Origin of the sequence: Jiangella asiatica, assembly GCF_004349065.1 — a bacterium.
Taxonomy (GTDB): Bacteria; Actinomycetota; Actinomycetes; order Jiangellales; family Jiangellaceae; genus Jiangella; species Jiangella asiatica.
In genome coordinates this window covers 143359-165183 of sequence record NZ_SMKZ01000007.1, presented here as the reverse complement: position 1 = coordinate 165183, position 21825 = coordinate 143359, and the positions used below count along the sequence as shown (strand labels likewise).

General features: G+C 70.5%; 17 protein-coding genes. 6 read left to right on the top strand and 11 right to left on the bottom strand.

Annotated features, from left to right (window positions below; all coding sequences use genetic code 11):
- Positions 1 to 741 (bottom strand): GntR family transcriptional regulator (locus E1269_RS07660; protein WP_131893005.1); only part of this gene is annotated, 741 nt, incomplete at its 3' end.
- Between the two features lie 199 nt (positions 742 to 940).
- Between E1269_RS07660 and E1269_RS07655 the strand changes: the two genes are divergently transcribed.
- The 4 genes from E1269_RS07655 to betC are packed head-to-tail and all read left to right on the top strand — an operon-like array spanning position 941 to position 5280.
- Complete coding sequence (locus E1269_RS07655) at positions 941 to 1825, top strand: ABC transporter permease (protein ID WP_131893003.1); 885 nt, start codon at positions 941 to 943, stop codon at positions 1823 to 1825.
- A complete protein-coding gene (locus tag E1269_RS07650; protein ID WP_131893001.1) occupies positions 1822 to 2610 on the top strand; it encodes an ABC transporter ATP-binding protein in 789 nt (262 codons plus the stop codon). The genes E1269_RS07655 and E1269_RS07650 overlap by 4 nt, the downstream gene beginning before the upstream one ends.
- A gap of 45 nt (positions 2611 to 2655) precedes the next feature.
- Positions 2656 to 3675, top strand: coding sequence for an ABC transporter substrate-binding protein (locus E1269_RS07645; RefSeq protein WP_162606270.1), 1020 nt, complete (start codon positions 2656 to 2658; stop codon positions 3673 to 3675).
- A 60-nt stretch (positions 3676 to 3735) separates the two neighbouring features.
- A complete protein-coding gene (betC, locus tag E1269_RS07640) occupies positions 3736 to 5280 on the top strand; it encodes a choline-sulfatase (RefSeq protein ID WP_131892997.1) in 1545 nt (514 codons plus the stop codon).
- Between the two features lie 31 nt (positions 5281 to 5311).
- On the opposite strand, the gene E1269_RS32135 is transcribed toward betC, so the two are convergent.
- Positions 5312 to 5473, bottom strand: coding sequence for a hypothetical protein (locus E1269_RS32135; protein WP_162606269.1), 162 nt, complete (start codon positions 5471 to 5473; stop codon positions 5312 to 5314).
- A 279-nt stretch (positions 5474 to 5752) separates the two neighbouring features.
- Between E1269_RS32135 and soxR the strand changes: the two genes are divergently transcribed.
- Positions 5753 to 6232, top strand: coding sequence for a redox-sensitive transcriptional activator SoxR (soxR, locus tag E1269_RS07635; protein WP_131892995.1), 480 nt, complete (start codon positions 5753 to 5755; stop codon positions 6230 to 6232).
- Positions 6233 to 6407: 175 nt separating this feature from the next.
- Here the strand turns inward: soxR and E1269_RS07630 are convergent, their stop codons facing one another.
- From E1269_RS07630 to E1269_RS07600, 7 genes are all read right to left on the bottom strand, one after another.
- Entirely contained in the window at positions 6408 to 8414 is a 2007-nt protein-coding gene (locus tag E1269_RS07630; protein ID WP_131892993.1) for a YyaL domain-containing protein, read from the bottom strand.
- Complete coding sequence (locus E1269_RS07625; RefSeq protein WP_203433119.1) at positions 8392 to 10968, bottom strand: alpha-mannosidase; 2577 nt, start codon at positions 10966 to 10968, stop codon at positions 8392 to 8394. Before E1269_RS07625 ends, E1269_RS07630 begins: the two co-directional genes overlap by 23 nt.
- Positions 10965 to 11585 carry a D-sedoheptulose-7-phosphate isomerase gene (locus E1269_RS07620; RefSeq protein WP_131892989.1) on the bottom strand — a complete coding sequence of 207 codons (621 nt, stop codon included), beginning with the start codon at positions 11583 to 11585 and terminating at the stop codon, positions 10965 to 10967. Before E1269_RS07620 ends, E1269_RS07625 begins: the two co-directional genes overlap by 4 nt.
- Complete coding sequence (locus tag E1269_RS07615; RefSeq protein ID WP_203433117.1) at positions 11578 to 12636, bottom strand: ROK family protein; 1059 nt, start codon at positions 12634 to 12636, stop codon at positions 11578 to 11580. Before E1269_RS07615 ends, E1269_RS07620 begins: the two co-directional genes overlap by 8 nt.
- Positions 12637 to 12709: 73 nt before the next feature.
- Positions 12710 to 13621: a carbohydrate ABC transporter permease gene (locus tag E1269_RS07610; protein ID WP_203433114.1), complete on the bottom strand. Its 912-nt coding sequence runs from the start codon at positions 13619 to 13621 to the stop codon at positions 12710 to 12712.
- Positions 13618 to 14589 (bottom strand): carbohydrate ABC transporter permease, encoded by a 972-nt coding sequence (locus E1269_RS07605; protein ID WP_203433112.1) that lies wholly within the window; start codon positions 14587 to 14589, stop codon positions 13618 to 13620. The genes E1269_RS07610 and E1269_RS07605 overlap by 4 nt, the downstream gene beginning before the upstream one ends.
- Positions 14576 to 15958, bottom strand: coding sequence for an extracellular solute-binding protein (locus tag E1269_RS07600; RefSeq protein WP_162606268.1), 1383 nt, complete (start codon positions 15956 to 15958; stop codon positions 14576 to 14578). The genes E1269_RS07605 and E1269_RS07600 overlap by 14 nt, the downstream gene beginning before the upstream one ends.
- Positions 15959 to 16184: 226 nt before the next feature.
- Between E1269_RS07600 and E1269_RS07595 the strand changes: the two genes are divergently transcribed.
- Positions 16185 to 18812 carry a glycoside hydrolase family 38 N-terminal domain-containing protein gene (locus E1269_RS07595; protein ID WP_131892985.1) on the top strand — a complete coding sequence of 876 codons (2628 nt, stop codon included), beginning with the start codon at positions 16185 to 16187 and terminating at the stop codon, positions 18810 to 18812.
- 123 nt (positions 18813 to 18935) lie between these two features.
- Here the strand turns inward: E1269_RS07595 and E1269_RS07590 are convergent, their stop codons facing one another.
- Both E1269_RS07590 and E1269_RS07585 read right to left on the bottom strand, forming a co-directional pair.
- Positions 18936 to 19940, bottom strand: a complete 1005-nt coding sequence (locus E1269_RS07590; protein WP_131893037.1) for a LacI family DNA-binding transcriptional regulator — start codon at positions 19938 to 19940, stop codon at positions 18936 to 18938.
- Between the two features lie 48 nt (positions 19941 to 19988).
- Positions 19989 to 21821 carry an MBL fold metallo-hydrolase gene (locus E1269_RS07585; RefSeq protein WP_131892983.1) on the bottom strand — a complete coding sequence of 611 codons (1833 nt, stop codon included), beginning with the start codon at positions 21819 to 21821 and terminating at the stop codon, positions 19989 to 19991.
- Positions 21822 to 21825 lie beyond the last annotated feature (4 nt).

Sequence of the window (21825 nt, the reverse complement as noted above, 5' to 3'; positions counted from 1 at the left end):
GGGGTGGGCGCTCGAGGTGAGGTAGAGGGAGTCGGGGCGGAAGACGAGGCGGCCCAGCGCGATGATGCGCTCACCGTCGGTGAAGAGCCGGCAGTGCACCACCAGCAGCGGCGCGCCCGGCGTGACCTCCAGCTCCGCCGCCAGCTCGCCGGTGGCCGCCATCGCGGTCACAGCGTGGTCGCTGCGCACCAGCGGGATGTGCTCGACGTCGCGGAAGAACGTGGTGACGCCGTCGGTCAGCGAGTTGATGCGCACGTCGTGCCCGTTCAGCTCGGTGGGCAGGGTGTGCTCGATGAGCGCGGCGGCAGCACCGTCGACCTCGTAGGAGCGGCTCACCCGGAACACCGGTGCGCCGCGCTCCAGCCCGAGCTGTGGGGCGGTCTCGTCGTCGACGGCTTCACGGCGGACGCTGACCTCGCGAACGGCGTAGCGGACGCCGGCACCGCCGAGGACGTCCGACACCGAGCAGATGTAGTCGATCGGGTACGCCACCGCCTGGTCCAAGGAGAACCGCCGCGGTGTCGCGATGATGGTCCCGACCCGGCGGCGCCGCTCGATCTCGCCCGCCGCCTCCAGCGTCGCCAGCGCCTCGCGCAGGGTTCCCCGGGAGGTGCCGAGCTGTTCGCTGAGCTCCTTCTCCGGTGGCAGCCGATCTCTGCCGTGAGCTCGCTGCTCGTCGATCAGGACGCGGATCCGAGACGTCACCAGGTCGACCTGGGGTCGCGAGGTCACACCAGTCATCAGCGAAGATCCTTCCCGTCGATAAGTCGAACCATATAGCCGATCTTTGCTCTAGACAAGCGCCGTGCACAGACTTGACGCCCGGATCAGGCGAGCGTAAAAAGGTCGCATCTTTTCGCCGCACTTTATCCGTCCAATAGTCCGATCATTAAGGAGCGTCCATGGTCACCACCGCTCCCCGCCCGCAGAGGGCCGCGGCATGACGGGAGCCGATGCCCGGACGAACACCGCGGCGCCCGACGGCACCCGGACCATGCCCACCGAGAGCGCGCCGGCAACCGGCCGCACCAGCCGCGCGCGGAGCGGCAACCGCTCCGGGATCGGCGCCATGCTGGGCCGCATGGGCCTGGGCGCGGCTGGGTTCGCCGTCGTCATCGCCGCCTGGCAGTTGATGGCCGTCGGCGAGATCTTCGGCGAGGGTCTGCTACCGACTCCCGTCGAGGTCGGCCGGGTCATCGTCGACGGCCTGGGTGACGGGCTCCTGGACGACCTGCTGATCAGCTTCCGCCGGGTGCTCGTCGGCGTCGGGCTGGGCCTGGCCATCGCGACGCCCATCGGGTTCGTGCTGGGCTGGTTCGGCATCGCCAGGGCGATGTTCAACCCGCTGGTGAACTTCCTGCGCGCACTGCCGCCCATCGCGCTCGTGCCACTGGTCATCGTCTACTTCGGCATCGGCGAACTGTCGCGCGGCATCGTGCTGGTGTGGGCGGCGTTCTTCGCCACCATCGTGATCGTCTACGAGGGCGTCGCGTCGCTGGAGGAGAAGTACGTGCGCGCGGCTCAGACGCTGGGCGCCAACCGGTTCGAGATCCTCACGAAGGTCGTCTTCCCGCTCTCCGTGCCGCACATCATGACCGCCGCGCGGGTCTCGCTGGGCATCGGCTGGGCATCACTGGTGGCGGCCGAGCTGGTTGCCGCGCAGCAAGGGCTCGGCGCGGTGATCCAGAACGCGAGCAACTTCCTCGACATCCCCACGGTCTACGCCGGCATCGTGCTGATCGGGATCTCGGCGCTGGTCATGGACGTGGGAATCCGCATGCTCTCCGCCTACGTCGTCCGCTGGCAGGACAGGGGGACCCGATGACGCAGCACACCACCACCCGGGACGGGCTCTCGGTCCGGGGGGTCGGCAAGAGCTTCGGCTCCGGCGGCCGCGCCGTCTCCGTGCTGCGCGACGTCGACCTGGAGATCGCCGATGGCGAGTTCGTCGCCGTCGTCGGCCCCAGCGGATCGGGCAAGAGCACCCTGCTCAACGCCATCGCCGGCTTCGTCGAACCCGACGACGGCGAGATCCTGGTCAACGGCGAGCCGGTGCGCGGGCCGGGGCCGTCGCGGTGCGTGGTGTTCCAGGAGTACGCGATCTTCCCGTGGCTCAGCGTGCGCAAGAACATCGACTTCGGCACCCGGCTGCGGGCCTGGCGCGGCTCCAAGCAGGAGCGCGCCCGCGTCACCGCGCGCTATCTCGACATGATGGGCCTCGCCGACTTCGCCGACGCGTTGCCCAAGACCCTCTCCGGCGGAATGCGGCAACGGGTCGCGATCGCTCGCGCGTACGCCGTCGACCCCGAGATCCTGCTCATGGACGAGCCGTTCGCGGCACTCGACGCGCAGACCCGCGAACAGATGCAGGAAGCCCTGGTCGACATCAACCAGCGCGAACGGCGCACCGTGCTGTTCGTGACTCACCAGGTCGAAGAGGCGATCTTCCTGGCTGACCGGGTCGTGGTCATGAGTGCCCGGCCGGCCACCGTGCAGGAGATCGTCGACGTCCCGTGGGGCGACCGGCGCACCCACGAGATCAAGACCGACCCGGACTTCGTCCGGCTGCGCCGGCGGATCGAGACCCTGCTGCGCTCGTCGGCGCACTGACCCGCGGGGCACCGGCCCCGTCCACAACCTCCCAAGGAGATGATCATGCGGACGAAGACGTCTGCGGCCGTTGCCGGCATCGCCGGGCTCGGCCTGCTGCTGGCGGCCTGTGGCGGTGACGACGACGGTGGCAGCGGCGGCGCCGAGGCCGGCCCGGCCACCGTCCGGATCGGCTACATCCCCGGCCCGGCGCCGGCCATGAACCTGCTCCTGGCCGACGAGCGTGGTTACTTCGCCGAGAACGACATCGAGGTCGAGCTGACCCCGTTCCAGACCGGCATCTCCCTGTCCAACGCGCTGACCGGCGGCAGCATCGACATCGGCGTCATGGGCGCGGTCGTCGCGAACTTTCCGGCGCGAGGCCAGGGCAAACTGTTCCTCCTGAACAACCTCGAGGCCGACATCCAGCAGATCTGGGCCGCGCCGGACTCCGGCGTCGAGTCGGTCGCCGACCTCGCCGGCACCCAGGTGGCCACGACGACGGGGTCGGCCGCGCACCTGCTGCTGCACGTCGCGCTCGAGGCTGAGGGCGTGCCGGCCGAGGACGTCGAGATCGTGAACCTCGACATGCCTGCCGTCGCCAACACGTTCGTCACCGGTGGCATCGGGGCCGCGGCACTGTGGGCACCGTTCGACACACAGGTCGAGGAGCAGCTCCCGGACGCGACGCTCATCGCGACGTCGGCCGACTACGAGGAGGCCGCCATCGCCGGCGGCTGGGTGGCCAACAACGACTTCTATGCCGACCACGCAGACACGCTCGCCCGCCTGGCCGAGGTCTGGCTGCGCTCCAACGAGGACCTGACGGCCGACCGTGACGCCGCGCTCGCCGAGGCGTGCCCGCGGTTGGAGGAGTTCATGACGGTCGAGACCTGCATCGAGATCTACGGCAAGACCCAGACGTTCACCAACGACGAGTGGGCGGCGTACTACGAGGACGGCACCGCACTGGACTGGGTCGGCCGGATGGAGCAGGTCTTCGTGGACATCGGCGCGTTGCCTGAGTTCGTCGAGCCGGAGAAGTATTTCGACACCTCGATCTACACCGACGCCGTCGGTTCCTGACCCGGCCCGGCCAGGCCCCCCGGCCACGAATCACCCAGCACCAGAAGGAGAAGCACCCCTGTGACAGGGCAGCCGACGGGCCCGAACGTACTCGTGATCATGGTCGACCAACTGACGGCGTTCGGCCTGGGCGCGTACGGCAACGACGAGGTGCTCACGCCGCACCTCGACGCGCTCGCCGACCGTGGCGTGGTGTTCGAGAACGCCTACGCCAACTCGCCGCTGTGCGTGCCGTCGCGCGCGGCCATGATGACCGGCCGGCTGCCCAGCGCCGTCCCGTGCAACGACAACGCCGAGGAGTTCCCGGCCTCGGTGCCCACATTCGCGCACACGATCCGCCGGGCCGGCTACCGGACCATCCTCGCCGGCAAGATGCACTTCGTCGGGCCGGACCAGTTGCACGGCTTCGAGGAGCGGCTGACCACCGACATCTTCCCGGCCGACCTCACCTGGACCCGCCCTTGGGAGACCCTCGGCGACCCGCCGCGGCTGTCGGGCAAGCAGCGTAGCGGAGGCCGCGAGTACGTCGACATCCTCAACCGCTCGGGACCGCAGCCCTGGACCTACCAGATGCACTACGACGAGGAGGTCCGGTTCCGCACCCTGCAGCGTCTGCGCGAACTGGCCATGGAGACCGGGCCGCGGCGGGACGAGCCCTGGCTGCTGGTGACCTCGATGACCCAGCCGCACGATCCGTACGCCGCGCCGCAGGAGTACTGGGACCGCTACGAGGGCCGCTCGATCCGGCTGCCGGACCGCACCGGTGCGGCCGAGCGGCACCCGCTCGACGTCTGGGTCAACGCGTTCCATGGCGTCGACCTGCACGATGTCAGCGACGAGCAGGTCTACCGGGCCCGTCGCGGCTACTACGCGATGATCAGCTACATCGACGACGTCGTGGGTCAGCTCACGGCCGAGCTGACCCGGCTCGGCCTGGCCGACGACACGGTCGTGTTCTTCACCAGCGACCACGGCGACCAGCTCGGCGAGAACGACATGTTCTTCAAGCGCACCCTGCGCGAGTGGTCGGTGCGGGTCCCACTGATCGCCGCCGGGCCCGGGGTGGCGGCGGGCCACCGGGTCGACACGCCGGTGTCGCTGGTCGACGTCCACCCGACGCTCGCCGAGCTGGCCGGGACGTCCGTGCCGTCCTGCGTGAGCGATGCGTTCGACGGGGTCAGCGTCGCGCCGCTGCTCGCAGGGCGGCCGGCTGATCACCCGGACGTCGTGCTCGAGAACTACGCGGAGGGGACCATCGCGCCGGTGCGCGCGGTCATCCGGGGACAACGCAAGCTGGTGCGCGCGCCCGATCTGCCCGACCAGCTGTACGACCTCGGCGCCGACCCGGGGGAACGGCGCAACGTCGTCGACGACCCCGAGTACGCGGAGGTGTCGACGGCACTGCGGACCGACCTCTCGAAGTCCTGGGACCCGGAGGCCGCCCGGCGCGCCGTAATGCACAGCCAGCGGGTCCGCGCGTTCCTCGGCGAGGCGATGGCACACGGGCGGCACCACTCGTGGGACCACCAGCCCGAGGTCGACGCGGCGCGACAGTGGATCCGCGGCGCCGACGACGACCCCTGGGACCCGCTGTTCGGATTCTAGGAGAGCGTATCTTTCTGGGAGCTGCGCACCGTCAGCCGGGACATGACGGCGTCCAGCAGGCCGGGTAGCGCTGCGTCTCCAGGTCGGCCGGGCGCAGGGCGTTCATCCGCGCGCCCGTCCCGACGCAGTACTTGCAGATCATGCTCGCCTCACGCAGGACCGTGAAGTGGTGCGTGGCGGTGGACTTGCTCACGGGCAGGTCGACGTCGCCGTATTTGACGTCGTGGCCGCTGGCTTAGGTCGTCGAGGCGCGCCGGCATCTGGGGTCGGGTGGACAATTCGGCAAGATCGTGATCACGGTGAACCAGTGAGGGCTACACGAGCACGACCTTGCCGACGGTGTCCCTGGCCGGGCCGAGCTCGTACAGTCGGATCGCGCGCATCTCGCTGGCTCCTGAGGGTGTCGGTGGTGGCTTCCGGCGGCTACGCTAGAACCTCAATCATTGTTGAGGTCAACTCCGGGAGACGGGCGATGGAGACCGTGGCGTGGAACAAGTCCGAGCTGACGGTCGGAGAGCTGTCGCGGCGCAGCGGCGTCGCCGTGTCGGCACTGCACTTCTACGAGCGCCAAGGGCTCATCACGTCCCGCCGGACCTCGGGCAACCAGCGCCGGTACCGGCGAGCGACGCTGCGGCGGGTTGCGCTCATCCGCATCGCCCAGCGCGTTGGCATTCCGCTGGCCGAGATCGCCGCGGCGCTCGCCAGCCTGCCCGACGGCCGCACGCCGAACCAGGAGGACTGGGAGCAGCTGTCGTTGAAGTGGCGCACCGACCTCGACGAGCGCATCAAGCGGCTGCAGCAGCTGCGCGACGACTTCACCGACTGCATCGGCTGCGGCTGCCTGTCGCTGAGCTGCTGCTCGCTGGCCAACTCGCACGACGAGCTCGGCGAGCACGGCCCGGGACCGCGGCGGCTCCTGGAGGACGAGGAGGCGCCCAGCCGCACGTCGTGACGAAGCCGCGACAACCCCGCCGCCCGGTCAACGGCAGCGATCTACACCGCGGGCCTCGGAATGATCACGTTCAGCAGGATCACCCGAGCCTCACCATGATTGCGAGCATGGTGTGACACGAGATCTCGTGCTGAACGTGATCATTCCGAGGCCACACGGATGGAGCGGAAGAGGCTCAGATGGAGGCGGCGGCGAGGGCTTGCTCGCAGGCGAGCAGGAGGACGCCGGCGCTCCATGCGTGTGACAGCGTCAGGAGCATGCCCTTGGGCTGGAAGCACGACGTCTGGTAGTACCGCTCGGTGATCATTCCGCGGTAGGAGTTCACCTCGCCGTCCTCGCGGGCGATGAGCTGGCGGAAACAGGCCAGCGTCTCCTCGGCGCGTCGACCGTAATGCGGGTCGCCGGTCGCGGCCGACAGCTCGGCCAGCTCCTGCGTGCACACGAGACCGTAGGCGTGCAGGTGCTGGTTGGACGGCGAGGCCTGGTCGGCGCCGCGGCTGGCGAAGCCGTACGCGCCCAGGATCGTCCGCGCCGAAAACCGCACGTTGTAGGTGTAGCGGAAGGTCAGCATCCAGTCAGCGGCCCGCCGCGCCAGCTCCAGCCAGCGCGGCGCACCAGTTCGCCGGTGCAGCGCCACGTAGGCCATCACCGCGGCGTACCCGTCCTCCGACGTCGGGGCCAGGTCGACGTCCTCAGGTGCGCCGTGGATGAACTCGTGCTCCACGAACCGCGCGTAGTACTCGCCGGCCCGCACCGCGGCGGCCAGATATCCACCGTCGGCATCCAGCGCCGACGCCTCGCAGAAGGCCGCGATCCAGGTCAGTCCGGACGCGCCGGCCCAGGACAGCACGGTCCCGTCGACGCCGTGGTGGACGGAGCCGAGGTTGCCGTCGGCGCGCTGCCGACCGCGGACGACGTCGAGGTTGGACCGGGCCGCGGTCAGCCATTCCTCCTGAGCGCTCGCGCCGCCCTCCAGCTCCAGGGCACGCAGCAGGAACAGCGTCGCCTCACCGAGCGTGCGCGCGTGCAGGCCGTGGCCTAGCGGCGTCCAGCTCTGGGTCCACCCACGGGAGCGCTCCCAGCGGCCCCAGAACGTCCCGGACGGCGACAGGTTGCCGCACACGAAGTCGATCACCCGCCGCGCCGCCTCGACCGAAGCGCCCGACCCAACGCGACGCCCATGCGCCAGCAGCGCGTACGCCCACGGGATGCCGCTCACCCAGCCGACGTGCATGGCCTGGCGGTCCACCGGGCGACCGTCGCCGCCGGTGACCTCGCGGTCGAACCCGACCGTCTCCAGGAGCACTCCTGGGTCGGGGTCGTAATGCCAGCGCAGCAACCCTTCGGCCGCGACGTCGGCGGCCTCGTCGACGGGCAGCCACGGCTTCACCGGGTGCAGCGGGCGGCTCTGCTCGTGCAGCGCGCGCAGAACCGGCGCGTAGGCGTGCCGGTCGGCCGGCAGCCGGCCGACCGACGCCTGCAACGTCACCAGCTCGCCCGGCTGCCAGGCGTACCGCGCCACCTCGGCCGGCAGCGGGTCCGCCGAGCCGTAGTACGTGACCGGGTCCTCCCGGAACGGGAACACGACGTGCACGCTCGCGACCGAGCCTCGGTGGGCGAACCCGACGCCGGTGGGGCCACACTCCGACAGCTCGCCGGCCGCGACCACGACGCCGTCGTGCGCACCCCAGGCGAACGCCGCCGGCGTGGCCGCCCGGTCGGACCGGAACGACCAGTGGTCGCTGACCATGCCGGGACCGTCGTCGGCGCCCGGCACGAACCGGGGGAACACGCGGTCGCAGCCCTCCGGACGGTTCTCGCCGTAGAACAGGCCGGGAATCAGCCACCACGGCTCGGCCGCCGCGGACACGTCGGTCACCAGCCGCACGTGCCCGGTGAACGGCTCGGCACCTGTGTTGACGACGTCGAGCCGGACCTCGGTCAGCGCCCCCGGCAGACCGGCCGTTGCCTCCGTGTACATGCGCCGACCGGTGGTCGCCCGGATGCGCAGCGGCCCGGCAACCACCGGGTCGGTGTCCGCCAGCCCCGCCGAACCGACGACGACGCCGTCGGCGTCCAGGACCTCGACCCGCAACGCCGGCACCGCACGAGCAGACGCCCGCACCTGGGCACCCGGTGCCGCGCCGGCGGCCGCCAGGTCAGGAGGCGCGCTCGTCGTCATCGCTCGACGCCGGCGGTCCACCGTCGACGTCCCACTCGAGGAGGTCGACTTCGACGATCGGCCGCGACGCGTCGCGCGGCACCCGGAACGTGCGGATCTGGTACGGACCGAATTCGGCGTCGACCACCCGGTCCAACAACGGCAGCCCCAGCCGTGCGGTCGCGGGCGCGCCGGTGGTCTCGACCGCCCGGACGACCAGGTCGGGCGCATCGGCGTCGCCGTCCTCCCAGCCCTTGACCGCGGTGACCATGACTTGCCCGGCCCCGTCCGCGGCGTAGCTGCCGGCCGGCGGCAGCGTGCCACTGTGGAAGCTCTCCAGCATGGCCAGCGGCGCCGACCCCAGCTCCGCGGCGCGACGGACCAGCCCCACCTGCCGCCAGTCACCGGCGTGCGGCACCAGCAGATAGGCGAACCGCTGAACGCCCTGGTCCTGGAAGGAGTAGACCCCGTCGGGGTCGAGCAGCCGCGGGTCGTGCCACGAGTAGACCGGGCTGCGAACCGCCGTGACACCGATGCTCGGCGACGCGGCCGCGTCTGCCGGCGAGACGTCGTACCCGTGCTTGGCGTTGTTCACCACCGCCAGCCCGGCGGCCGTGCCGCCCACCGTCCCGGTCAGGTCGACCCACGACTGGCCCGGCTCCTCGGCGCCGTCGACCGGCCGCTCCAGGGTGCCGAAGGGGATCTCGTAGGTGGCCCTCGGGTCCATCAGCGCCACCGGGAAGCGCAACTTCAGCAGATGCGCCTGCTCCCGCCAGTCCAGCGTCACCCGCACCTCGAGCTCGTCGGCACCCTGCCGGAGGATGAGCTCCTCGACCAGAGTCGACCGGCCCCACGAGCGCTCGACCCGCAGCCGGGCCCGCTCCGGGCCGCTCTCGCGAAGGACGACTCGCATTGTGCGCATGGCTTCCCCCGGCCACGCGTACGACACGACGCCGTGCCCCCACGTGTCCGTGGGATCCTCACTGACCTGCGTGTGCGCGCCGGTGGCGCCCGCGACGACGTCCACGCCGGTGCGCTTGTCGAGCAAGCTGGTCAGCCACCCCGTCGACGGGTCGATCTCGGCCCGCAGCACGTCGTTCTCCAGCACGGTCTCCGACGCGGACAGCGCGCCCGGAGCGGCACCGCTCCACCGCGTCGTGGCCGGCGCCTCGAGGCCCGGCCGCAGCCGGTAAAGGCGGTACCCCAGCGGCGGCAGCTCGGCGCGGAACACGACGGCGCCGCGGCCCTTGTCGTTCGTCGTGGCGACGGACTGCGTCGGCTGCGACGGCGTCAGCCCGCCGTCCGCGTCCACGACGTGCACTCCGGCGGGCTGGACGCCGTACTGGAGCTCGACGTCGGTGGTGACCGGCCACGGGTGCGGGTTGAACACCAGCACCGGCTGGCTGCCGTCCTCGAACGCCACCTCGACATCGCGGGCGATGACGTTGTGGACGCGAGTGATGATCCGCTTGGCGATCGCCACCGCCTCGCCGAGCTGATCGCGGGCGTCGTCGTACGCCGGCTCGATGGCCGATCCCGGCAGCACATCGTGGAACTGGTTGAACAGCAGCTGCTTCCAAGCGTGGCCCAGCTCGTCGCGCGGGTACTCCAGGCCGTGCGTGACGGAGCCGACCGCGGCCCAGCGCTCCGCTGACAGCAGCGCGGCCTGGGTGCGGCGCACCCACTGCTTGATGCCCGAGTGCGAGGAGTAGCAGCCGGCGGCATGGTGCTGCAGGTCGTCGCGCCAGACCGGCAGTCTGGCAGCGTCGACCCGGGCGATCAGCTCGTCGAAGTAGCGCGCCGGCGAGGACATGATCATCCTTCCGTACGAACCCCGCTGATCGTGGCGGTGGATCGACTCGATGTTGGCCTTGGTCGGTCCGCCGCCGTGGTTGCCGACACCGTAGAAGATCATGACGTCGCCGAGCGACCGGTCCAGCTGGCCGAGTGCCTTCTCCGTCTGGTGCGCGACGTCCCCGGGTGGGCTGCAGTACTCGAACGGGATGCGGTAAGCCAGCACGCGGCTGCCGTCGGGCGCCTCCCACCAGAACGCGGTGCCGTCGAGGTCACTCTCATGCGGCCCGGGACGCAGGAAGGTGTAGGAGTCCATGCCCTGGCCGCGCAGGATGGCCGGCAGCATCGCGTTGTGCCCGAACGGGTCGACGTTCATGCCAACGCTGGCGGTCACGCCGAACCGCGAGCGCAGGTACCGCTGGCCGTACAGTCCCTGCCGGACGAACGACTCGCCGCCGGGCATGTTGCAGTCGGGCTCGACCCACCAGCCGCCGGCCATGACCCAGCGGCCCTCCGCGACCCGCTTGCGGATCTGCTCGAACAGCTCCGGGTCCTGCTCCTCCACCCACGACAGCAGGACGATCTGGTCGCAGGTGAAGACGAAGTCGGGGTACTCCTCCATGCGGTGGATCGCCGACCAGAACGTCGCCCGCGCCTCCTGGTAGCCCTCCTGCCACGGCCAGAGCCACACCGGGTCGAGGTGGGAGTTGCCGACCATGTGCAGGGTGCGCTTCCGGGCGGCGAGGGGCCGGTAGCCCTCGGCCGGAAATTCGGGGGTCATGCGGTCGGCTCCTCCGATGTGCTCTCGGTCGCGGCGGCCCATACGTCGGCCAGCTCGCTGATCAGGTGCAGGGCGAGTGTGTGCATCTCCTGGATGCGCGGGGTCTCGGTCGACGGCGCCAGCAGCAGGTGGTCGGCGTGCTGCCCGGCCGGTCCGCCGTCGCCGCCGGCGAACAGCACAGTGGTCGCATTCTTCGCGCTGGCCGCCGCCAGCCCGGCGACGACGTTGGCCGAGCGGCCGCTGGTGGTGAATGCCGCGACGACGTCACCGGGCCGGGCAAGCGCGGTGACCTGCCGGGCGAACACGTCGTCGAAAGAGTAGTCGTTGGCGATGCAGGTCATGACGGTTGGGTCGGTGGTCAGGGTAACAGCGGGCAGCGGCCGGCGGTCGCGCTTGTAGTGGCCGACCAGCTCGCCGGTGAGGTGCTGGGCGTCGGCGGCACTGCCCCCGTTGCCGAAGGTGTACAGCACGCCGCCGGCGGCGAACCGGTCGCACAGCAGGCTGCCCACGGCTCGGATCGCCGGCAGCAGCTCGCGCATCCCATCGGCGACGGCGACATGGTCGGCCAGCTGCCGCTCGAGCTCGCCCGACTGCGCGTCGACGGCCTGCTCAGGCATGATCCACCTCCGCCGCGGCCAGTGCGTCGAGCGCCACCACGCCCGCGCCGACCACGCACACCACATCACCGAGTCGCGTGAGCACCACCCGCGCGGCCTTCGCCGCCGGCGGCATCGCGTCGCGGGCCACGATCTCGGCGACTGGGTCCAGCAGCATCGCCCCGGACCTCGTGACACCACCACCGAGCACCACCATCTCCGGCTCGAACACGTTGACCAGGTCGGTGAGGGCCTGGCCCAGCACCTGTGTGGTCTCGTCCCAGATCGCCCGCGCGAAAGCGTCGCCGGCGGTCGCGGCCGCGGCGACGTCGGCGGCAGTCAGCGGGTCGACGGCGCTCAGGCTGGTCCGCCGCCCGGCTCCCACGCCGTCGGCAGCCCGGGCGGCGATGTTGGTGCCGGACACGTACGCCTCCAAGCAGCCGTGCCGGCCGCAGGTGCACGCCCGCCCGCCCGGCCGGACCATGAGGTGGCCGAGCTCGCCGCCGTTGCCGGCCGCACCGCGGTGCAGCGCGCCGTCGATGACCGCGCCGCCGCCCACGCCGGTGGAGATGGTCAGGTAGATCATGGTGCGCAGGCCGCGGGCGGCCCCGAACCGGTGCTCGCCCAGTGCCGCCGCGGTCGCGTCGTTCTCCAGATAGGCGGGCACGCCGAACCGGTCGCGCGCCATCTCGCCCAGCGGCACGTCGACCCAGCCGGGCAGGTGCGGCGGAGAGATGAGCACTCCGGTGACGCTGTCGAGCGGCCCACCGCAGGAGATGCCGACGGCGCTGACCGGTCGCCCCAGCCCCGCGGCGACGACGGCCCGATCGCCCAGGTCGAACAGCCGGGCGATGACGGCGTCCGGGCCTTCCCACCTTCGTGTCGGCTCGATGATCAGGCCGTGCACGCGGCCGTCGGCGGTGACGACGCCGACGGCGAGCTTCGTCCCGCCGATGTCCAGTGCCAGCACAGCGGATTCGGCACCACCTGTCCGGCTGGCCGTGGATTCATACCCGGACCGGCTGGGGTCACCGGCGGACCGCATCTCCTGTGCCCGTCTTGCCTCGTTCATCCACCCTGCTCTTCCCTGTTCCGTCGGGACCGTCCTGCCGCCGCTCGGGGATCCCGAGCGCGGTACCTCCAGTTCACCCCTTGCGCCCCTGCGTGGCGATGCCTTCGACGAAGTACCGCTGCGCGCAGAAGAACAAGATGATCAGCGGGATGGTGGCCAGCACCGACGCGGCCATCACGATCTCCCAGCGCTGCTCACCGCCCTGCCCGAACGCATCCAGCACGGCCTTCAGTCCCCGCGGCAGCGTGTACAGCGCCTCGTCCTGCAGGTAGATCAGCGGCCGGATGAGATCGGTCCAGCTGGCTCTGAACTCGAAGATGAACACCACGATGAGCGCGGGCCTGCACAGCGGCATGGCGATCCGCCAGAACAGCCCGAAGTACCCGCAGCCGTCCACGCGCGCGGCCTCGAACGTGTCGCGCGGCAGGCTGAGGAAGAACTGCCGCATCAGGAACACGTAGAACGCCGAGGCGAACACGTTGTGCGCCCACAGCGGCACCTGCGTCTGCGACAGTCCGAACTCCTGCCAGATCAGGAACGTCGGGATCATGGTCACCGCGGCCGGGAGCATCATCGTGCCCAGAACCAGCAGGAACAGCACGTTCCGTCCGGGGAAGCGGAAGTATGCGAACCCGAACGCCACCATGGCGCTGCTGAGCGTCACCGTCAGGGCGGCCATCACGCCGACCACCATGCTGTTGCCGAACCAGGTGAGGAACGGGACGGTGTCCAGCAGGCCGCTGTAGTTCTCCGGCTGTACCTCGCGGGGGACCAGGACGTTGTCGAATATCTGGTACCTCGGCTTGAGCGAGGCGCTGATCAGCCACAGCAGCGGGTAGGTAAACGTCACCGCCACGATCGCGACCGCGGTGACGATGAACCCCGTCCGCACTACCCGGCGGGCCGGGGAGGTGCCCGACGGGGGACGCTGGCGCTGCCCCCCGGACTGCTCCTGGGCCGGCTCGACGTGGACCATCTGGGTCATCGGTCGTCCCCCTCGTAGTAGACGAACCTGTCGCCGAGCTTGACCTGCACGAGGGTGACGATCAGTACGATCGCGAACAACCCCCAGGCCAGGGCTGAGGCGTAGCCCATCTCGAGGAACTGGAAGCCCTGCTGGAACAGGTAGATCACGTAGAACAACGCGCTGTCCGACGCCTGCAGCTCACTCTGCGCGTTGCCGTAGAACATCGTGTAGACCTCGGTGAACATCTGCAGCGAGGCGATGGTGTTCACGATGGTCACGAAAAACAGTGAGCCGGAGATCATCGGGACGGTGACCTCGCGGAACTGCCGCCAAGCGCCGGCGCCGTCGATGCGCGCGGCCTCGTACAGGTCGTTCGGCACGTTCTTGAGCGCGGCGAACAGGATGACGATGGTCCCGCCGATCGTCCACAGGCTCATGATGATGATGCCCCAGCGGACCCAGTCGGGGTCCGTCGTCCACGCCGGCCCGTTGATGCCGAACAACCTCAGGAGCGCATTCACCAGGCCGTTCTGCCCGTTCAGCAGCAACAGGAACAGCACACCGACGGCGACGGTCGGCGTCATGGCCGGCAGGTAGAAGACAGTTCGGAAGAACCCGGCGAACCGGCCGCCGATCTGGTTGAGCAGCACCGCCAGGGCAAGCGCGATCGCGATGGACAGCGGCACGTGGATGACCGTGTAGAGCACCGTGTTGAACAGCGCCGTGCGGACCTCGGGGTCCTCGACCATACGTTGGTAGTTCTCGCCGCCGACGTAGGTCGCGGGGTTGATGACGTCGTAGTCGGTGAACGAGAGGACCAGGCTGGCGAGCATGGGCCCCGCCGTGAACACGAGAAACCCGAGGATCCACGGCAGCAGGAACAGGTAGGCCCAGCGCGTCTCGGGTCGTCGCCAGGCCGCCTGCCAGCGGCGCCGCCGAGTCATCGGTGGCGCTGCCAGCGGGACGCGGACGTCAGCTGCCGACATCGGCGAGCGCCTGCTCGACCTTGTCCTGTGCTTCGGCCAGCGCGCTGGCGGCGTCCTGCTCGCCGGTGAGGATCCGGTTGGTCGCCTCCAGCCAGGCGTCCTTGAACTGCGCGCCGACCGCGTTGGCCGGCATCACCCAGGCGTCGGCCTGGGCCTCCAGGACCGCCTGGACGGCGTCATCCCACTTCTGGTTCTCACCGGTGCCCGGGGTGTACAGCTCACCGAAGACCTTGTCGTCGGCGGCCTCGTTCGCCGTGTAGATGCCAGTGAACGCTTTGCCCTCGGCATCGCGCAGCTGGATGCGCTCCTCGGCCGCGGCGGCCCAGGTGTCCGGTGCCGTCATGATCTTCATGAACTCGCACGCGGTGGCGGTGTTGTCGGCCTCGTCCGGGATGGCCCAGGCGTTGGACGTCGCCCAGGTGACGGTGTCGCCGCTGGCGTCGGCGATGGGCAGGACGGTGATGTCGACGTCCGGCGAGGTGTTGGCCAGCACGTTCACGTACCACTGCTCGATGACCATGGCGCCGACCTGGTTCTGCGCGAAGGGGTTGCCCTCGCCGAACAGGTCCCAGGTGTTCTCGAAGTCCTTGAGCGCCACGTGGCCGCCCTGGGCGTCCTGGACCGCCTTCAGCCGCTCCATGGTCGCGACGGTCGCGGGGTCGTCGAGCAGGAAGTCGTCCGCGGCCGCGACCCACGGGTTCCCGTCAAGCACGCCGTAGAACGGCGTGATGTCCGGCAGCCGCAGGTGGACACCGATGCGCTCGTAGGTGCTGCCATTGCGGACCGTCATCGCCTCGGCCGCGGCGAGCAGGCTTTCCTGGTCAGCGATGTCGATGTCCTCGGGTGTCAATCCGGCCTCCGCCAGCACGGTGTTGTTCAGGATGAGGACGGGGGTGTTGTAGAACTCGGGGATCGCGTAGGTGGAGCCCTCGTACTGCACCAGGTCCAGCACGTTCGGCCTGTACTGCTCGAGGTCGATGTCGCGCTGCTCGACGCACTCGTCGAGCGGCTGGATGGCGCCGCGGGCGGCGAACGCTCCCACCTGGTCGCCGGGGATGTACACCAGCTCGGACGGGTTGCCGCTGGCGACCGACGACAGGAACTGCTGCTCGTCGAAGCCGCCCTCGTTGATGTTGACCTCGACGTCTGGGTACGTCTCCTCGAACGCCTCGACGCGGACCGTGGCGATCTCGTCGGGCAGTGCGAAGCCGATCGTGGTGATGGAACCTCCGGGCTCCGCCGACATGCCGCCGGACTGGGCGTCACCGCCGTCGTCGCCTGAGTCCCCGCCGCCGACGCCGCCGCAGGCGGTCAACGTCAGCGCGGCCGCTCCGGCGATGGCCACCGGCATCACATGAGGTCTCCGCATCTTTGCGCTCCCTGTTTGATACGTCGAGATCGGCAGGACCGTAGTGGGATCGATCCCATCATTCCTCGGAATCATGACAAGCGCTCGAAGGGCCGTCAAGCCCGTCAGCAAGGGCGAGGAACCGATTTCCGCGGTTCCTGCACGTCACCGGCATGGCCCTTGACGCCCCAAGGGGGCAGCTGCTTGGCTCAGATGCCGAGATCGTTCCCACACCGGAGTGTCCATCGTGCCGTCGCGCCCCCGCATCACGGAGATCCTGCTCGTCCCGCACACCCATCACGACGTCGGCTACACCGACAGCCCTCGGCTCATCGACCGGCAGCATCGCGACATCGTGGGCCGGGTCCTGGACCTATGTGAGGAGACGACGTCCGACGGTGCCGGCGCACTGCGGTGGACGTTCGAGGTCAGCCGGCCGGTCATCGAGTTCCTCCGGCACGCCGATGCCGGCGATGTCGACCGTTTGCGGCGGCTGGTGGTGCGCGGGCGCGTCGCCGTCACCGGCGGCTATCTGAACATGACGCAACTTCCCGGCGAGCAGGAGATCGAGCGGACGTACGAGGCGCTCGCGCCGCTCATCGAGGCCGGCATCCCGATCCGCACCGAGCAGCACGGCGACGTCAACGGTCTGCCTTGGGGCGCCGTCCCTGCGATGCGGCGCCACGGCATCACCCGGCTGGTGATGGCGCTGAACCCCGACCACGGCCGCCCCCCGTTCACCCAGCCCAGCGGGTTCTGGTGGGAGGGACCTGACGGTTCCCGGGTCTTCGTGTTCCTCAGCACCCACTACGGCATCGGCGAGGAATGGGGCATCATCGACGGCGACGTCAGGCTGGCCGCCAAGCGGGTGACCTCCCTGGTCGACGACCTGGACGAGCGCGACGACTACCCGTTCGACGTCGCCGTCGTCCACGCCGCCAACGACAACCGCTGGCCCACGCTGGAGTTCCTGCCTCTCGTGGCGCACTGGAACGACGCGCACGCGGACCGGCCGATGCGGCTGGCCACCATGGATGAGGCGCTGGACCGGCTGGAGCGGACCGCGACGGAGGGTGTCGAGCTGCCCGTCGTCCGCGGCGAGTGGGCCGACTGGTGGTCGCACGGTCACGGGTCCACCGCGCGTGAGCTGTCGGTGCACCGCCTGGCTCGCAGCCATCAGCTGACCGGCGAGACCATGCATGCCCTGGCCGACCTCCGCGGCGATGGCGCGGTGGACCTGGCCTCGGTGCTCGGCCACTCCCGCGGCCCGGTGCGGCTGCGGTCCCGGGCCGAGCTGGCCGACGACCTCACCGAGGTGGACCGGCTGTTGTGGCTGTTCGCAGAGCACACCTGGGGATCGTGGGAGAGCTTCTCCAACCCCGGCAGCACATACACCGCGTCGCACTGGAACGCGAAGGCCGGCTTCGCTTACGGCGCCTACGACTTCGCTCGGCACGTCGCCGTCGAGGGCCTGTTCCGCCTGCTGGCCAGCGGAGCGTCAGGCGGTTCGTCGGGCGGTTCGTCGGGCGGTTCGTCGGGCGGTTCGGAAGGCGATGACGCCAGACGTCCCGCGATGCATCGGACCGGCCCCGGCACGGACCGCACCTGCCTCGGCGGGTCGTCCATCGTGCTGGTGAACCCGACGGTCAGGCGCCGGACCGACCCGGTGGTCGTCGACGTGGCCGGCGGTCGAGCCGTCGTGGTCGCGCCCGTCGAGCCATTCGGAGTAGCCACCGTCGCGCTGCCCGCCGAGCCCGTCGACGGCGGAATCGGCGACGCCATCAAGACGCCGGAGTACGCCGTCACCGCCGACCCCACCCGGGGCGGCGTGATCAGCCTGGTCGACCGGCGAACCGGTCGCGAGCTGGTGGATCGCGACGCGGCGTTCCCGTTGGGTGCGTTGGTGGCGGAGACCATCCCGGCCGACTCCGACCACCCGTTCCTCACCCGGCCCCGGGACTTCCATCCCGACTTCCCCGGCCCGGAGTTCGAGCGGACGGCGGCGACGTCGTCAGGCCCGGCGCGGATCGTGAACGGCACCGGGTTCGTCGCGCTGACCTGGGAAGGCGCCGTCGGCGCGATCGACGTGCGAACGACACTGCGCCTCTACCCGTTGTCGGACATCGTCGACCTCGACATCACGGTGACCAAGGCGGAGACGTTCGAGCCGGAGAGCGTCTTCGTGACGTTCCCGTTCGCCATCGCCGATCCGCGGTTCACGGTCGAGACCGCCGGCGCCGCGTTCGTCGCCGAGCACGAGCAGCTGCCGGACACCAGCCGCGACTGGTACGCGATCCAGCACGCGCTCGGCGTCGCGGGCGATGGCGCCGCGGTGCTCTGGGGCTCGTACGACGCCCCGCTGGTGCAGTTGGGCGGCTTCCAGACCGGCCGGTGGGCGCGACGGTTGGAGGCGCGGACCGGGCACGTCAACAGCTGGCTCATGAACAACCTGCACTTCACCAACTTCCGCGCCGCACAGGGCGGGACGCAGACATTCCGGTACCGGTTCGCGCCGCGCCCGCACGACGCCGCCGCCGTCCGGCGCTTCGGCGACGACCTCCTGCGCCCGATCGTGGGACGCCACTACGCCGGCCCGGTCGAACCCGCGGGCGCCGCCGCGCTGATCGTCGACCCCGGCGACGACCTGCTGGTCGACCTGCGGCCGGCCGATGCGGACGGCCTGGTGCGCGCGCGCCTGCGGTCGCTGTCCGACGTGCCGATCACCGCAGAGCTCGGCTGGGTGATCGATGGTTCGGTCGAGGCCTCTGTGGGCGACGGCCAGGCCGGGTGGCAGCCGCTCGGCCCCGAACGCCGACTGGGGATCGACCTGGCGCCGCACGCCGTCGTCGACGTCTGGCTCCGTCGTCCCTCTTGATCAGCATCCGAGTGCTCTGGATTCCGAAATGATCACGTTCAGCAGGATCACCCGAGCCTCACCATGATTGCGAGCATGGTGTGACGCGAGATCTCGTGCTGAACGTGATCATTCGGAATCCAGTCAGCGCAGAGCTCGGGTGGACTGCCTGTGCACGATCTTCGTGGACATCATCACGGTCACCGGAGCGGCCTCGGGGGCGGCGATGCGGTCGAGCAGCCGCCGTACGGCGGTCTCGCCGAGCGCGGCCTCGTCCTGGGCGACGGCGGTGAGTCCGGGCGTCACCAGGCTCATCCAGGGCGCGTCGTCGAAGGAGACCAGGCTGAGGTGATCGGGGATCTGCAACCCGAGGTCGTTCGCGGCCCGCCAGACGCCCTCGGCGAGCACGTTGTTCGCCGCGAAGACCGCGGTGGGGCGGTGCTCGTCGGCCAGCAGCGCCGACGCGGCCGAGTGCGCGGCATCGACATCCCAGCCGGACGAGACAACGAGGTCGGGGTCGAGCGGGATGCCGGCCGCCGCCAGCGCTGCCCGGTAGCCGGCGTGCCGCTCGCGCCCGGTCGTCCACGTCGTCTCGTCGATGAACAGGGCGATGCGCTGGTGCCCGAGCCCGATGAGATGGTCGATGACCCGCTGCGACGCGGTCTGGTTGTCGACGACGACGGCGTCGCAGGCACCAGCGGCGAACTGGCGGTCGACCTCGACGACGGGGATGCGGTGGCGGGAGAGGTACGTGGTGACGTCCTCGGACACCGGGGTGACGACGACGCCCGCGACCCGGGTGGCCACGAACGTCTCGGCGGCCTCGACCTGGGCGTCGGCCGACCCGCCGTCCTCGGCCAGCACGAGACTGTAGCCCTGGGCCCGGGCGGCCTGCCCAACCCCGGCGGCGAGCCGGGCGTAGAAAGAGTTGCGCAGGTCCGAGACGAGCACCCCGAGCGAGAGGCTGACCTGCTGCTTGAGGTAGCGGGCCGTGGCGTCGGGGACGTAGCGGAGGTCCTTGGCGGCCGACAGCACGCGCTCGCGAACGTCGGTGGCGACGTAGCCGCGGCCGGTCAGCGCCCGCGACGCCGTGGACCGCGAGACACCCGCTGCCACGGCGACGTCCTTGATAGTCGCTCGGCGCGTCATCTCCGGCACGGCCGCCCCGCTACCGTCCAGTGCCACCTTCAACCCCTGTCAGTGCTCGACGACGTCGACCAACGCCTCCATGTGCTGACCGAGCCGCAGCTCGCCCACCGTGAGATCGGCCGCGACCCGGGCCCGGCGCCGCGCCACGCCGGCCGCCGTGATGCCGACCGTCGCCGAGACCTCCTCCCCCGCGTCCACGGTGGCGACCAGCTCCGCCGGGTCCGCCGCCCAGCCTAGCGGCAGGACCATTCGTACCGTGATGTCCGCCGTCGCCGGCAGCGGGTTGCGGACGGTCACCTCGAACGGCCGCGTCTCGCCGGCCCCGATGCGGCTGCGGTAGGGCTCGATCCGGCCGACGACGCCGCCGGCGCCCATGTCCAGCTCGTCCAGCGGCAGCAGCTCGCGATGGATCTCGATCAACTCCTCGCCGAGATCGGCCACCATGTCCAGGTAGGCGTCGTCGACCCAGCGCGGCTCCCAGTGGCCGCTGACCATCAGGCCCGGTGCGACCTTGCGGTACAGCTGGGCGCTGCGGCGGTAGTCCTCGATTCGGAACAGGTTGCGGTATTGGTAGTTGAGGATCTCGCGGCGCCGGCCCGCGACGCCGAGGTGCTCCTGCTGGTCCCCGGTGACCAGCACCTTGACGCCGTCCACGACCAGCTCGAAGCCGGCGTGGTACAGCGTGTGCCCGGGCAGGTCGTGCACCGTGATCTCGTACTCGTGCCAGCGGAACGACTCACCGACCGGCAGGTCGCGGTCCACCGGGATGGGGTCGTACCAGAGGCACGGAAGGTCGTAGTGCTCCGGGTCACGCAGGATCGGCGCCACCGTGGCCGGCGCCCAGATCTCGGTGCCCGCCACGTCGCGCAGCAGCGGCATCCCGGCCACGTGGTCGTCGTGGTAGTGCGTGGGCAGCGCCACCTCGATGCGTTCGACCCCGAACCGGCGCCGCAGCGCGGGCAGCGACGCCAGCCACGGCCGGCGCGCCGCCCGGTCGGTGCCCGCCGGCAGCCCGGTGGTCATGTCGTAGCCGTAGTCGATGACCATGGCGGCACCGGTCTCCGACAGCAGCACGTACGAGCAGGAGTTGCTGGTGCGGTTCAGTAGCAGGTGCGGTGTCAGTGCGGTGAACGGGTCGTCCAGCCGGCCGCGCAGGTCCCACGGATGGGGCCAGCGCGAGTCGACGTAGCGCTGCATGCGCTCGGCCAGCAGGCCCAGCGCGCCGCGGGGGTCGTCCATCGGCTCGCCGTGCGACGGCAGCAGCAGGTCCAGCGGCTCGTCCATCAGCTGGTAGCAGCTGAGCACGGTCATCGCCGGTCCCTCGTTCTCGGTGTAGGACCACTGGGTCGCCGCCAGCGACCACACCTTGCCCGGCGCGTAGACCAGGTCGCCGGTGAAGGCCAGGTTCCGCCCGGCGCGCTCGACGACGTACGTCACGGAGCCGGTGGTGTGCCCGGGCGTGGGGACGACCCGCACGTCGACACCGCCGTAGCCGGTTGTGCGGTACTCCGGGACGATCCCGTCGACCGGCACCGGCTCCAGGAGGGAGAACTTGTCCTGGCGCAGGTTGTAGTCGTTGGCGATCGGGCGCCCAGCCCACAGGTCGTCGACCCGAGCGAAGAGGTCCTGCTCGACCGGCGGCACGTGGACGCGGATGCCCGCCTCCACCGCTCGCGGCAACCCCTGCCCCTGGTCGCGGTGGTGGTGCGTCATGAGCACGTCGGTGAGGCGGTCGATGCCCAGCTCGTCCAGGACATCGAGCACGACACCGGACCCGAAGTCGATGGCGATGCCTTCCCCGGTGTCCTCGGCCTTGACGACGTAGACGTTGCAGGTGTCGCGCACCCGGAACACGCCCGGCGCGACCTCGTTCCACGACATGCCC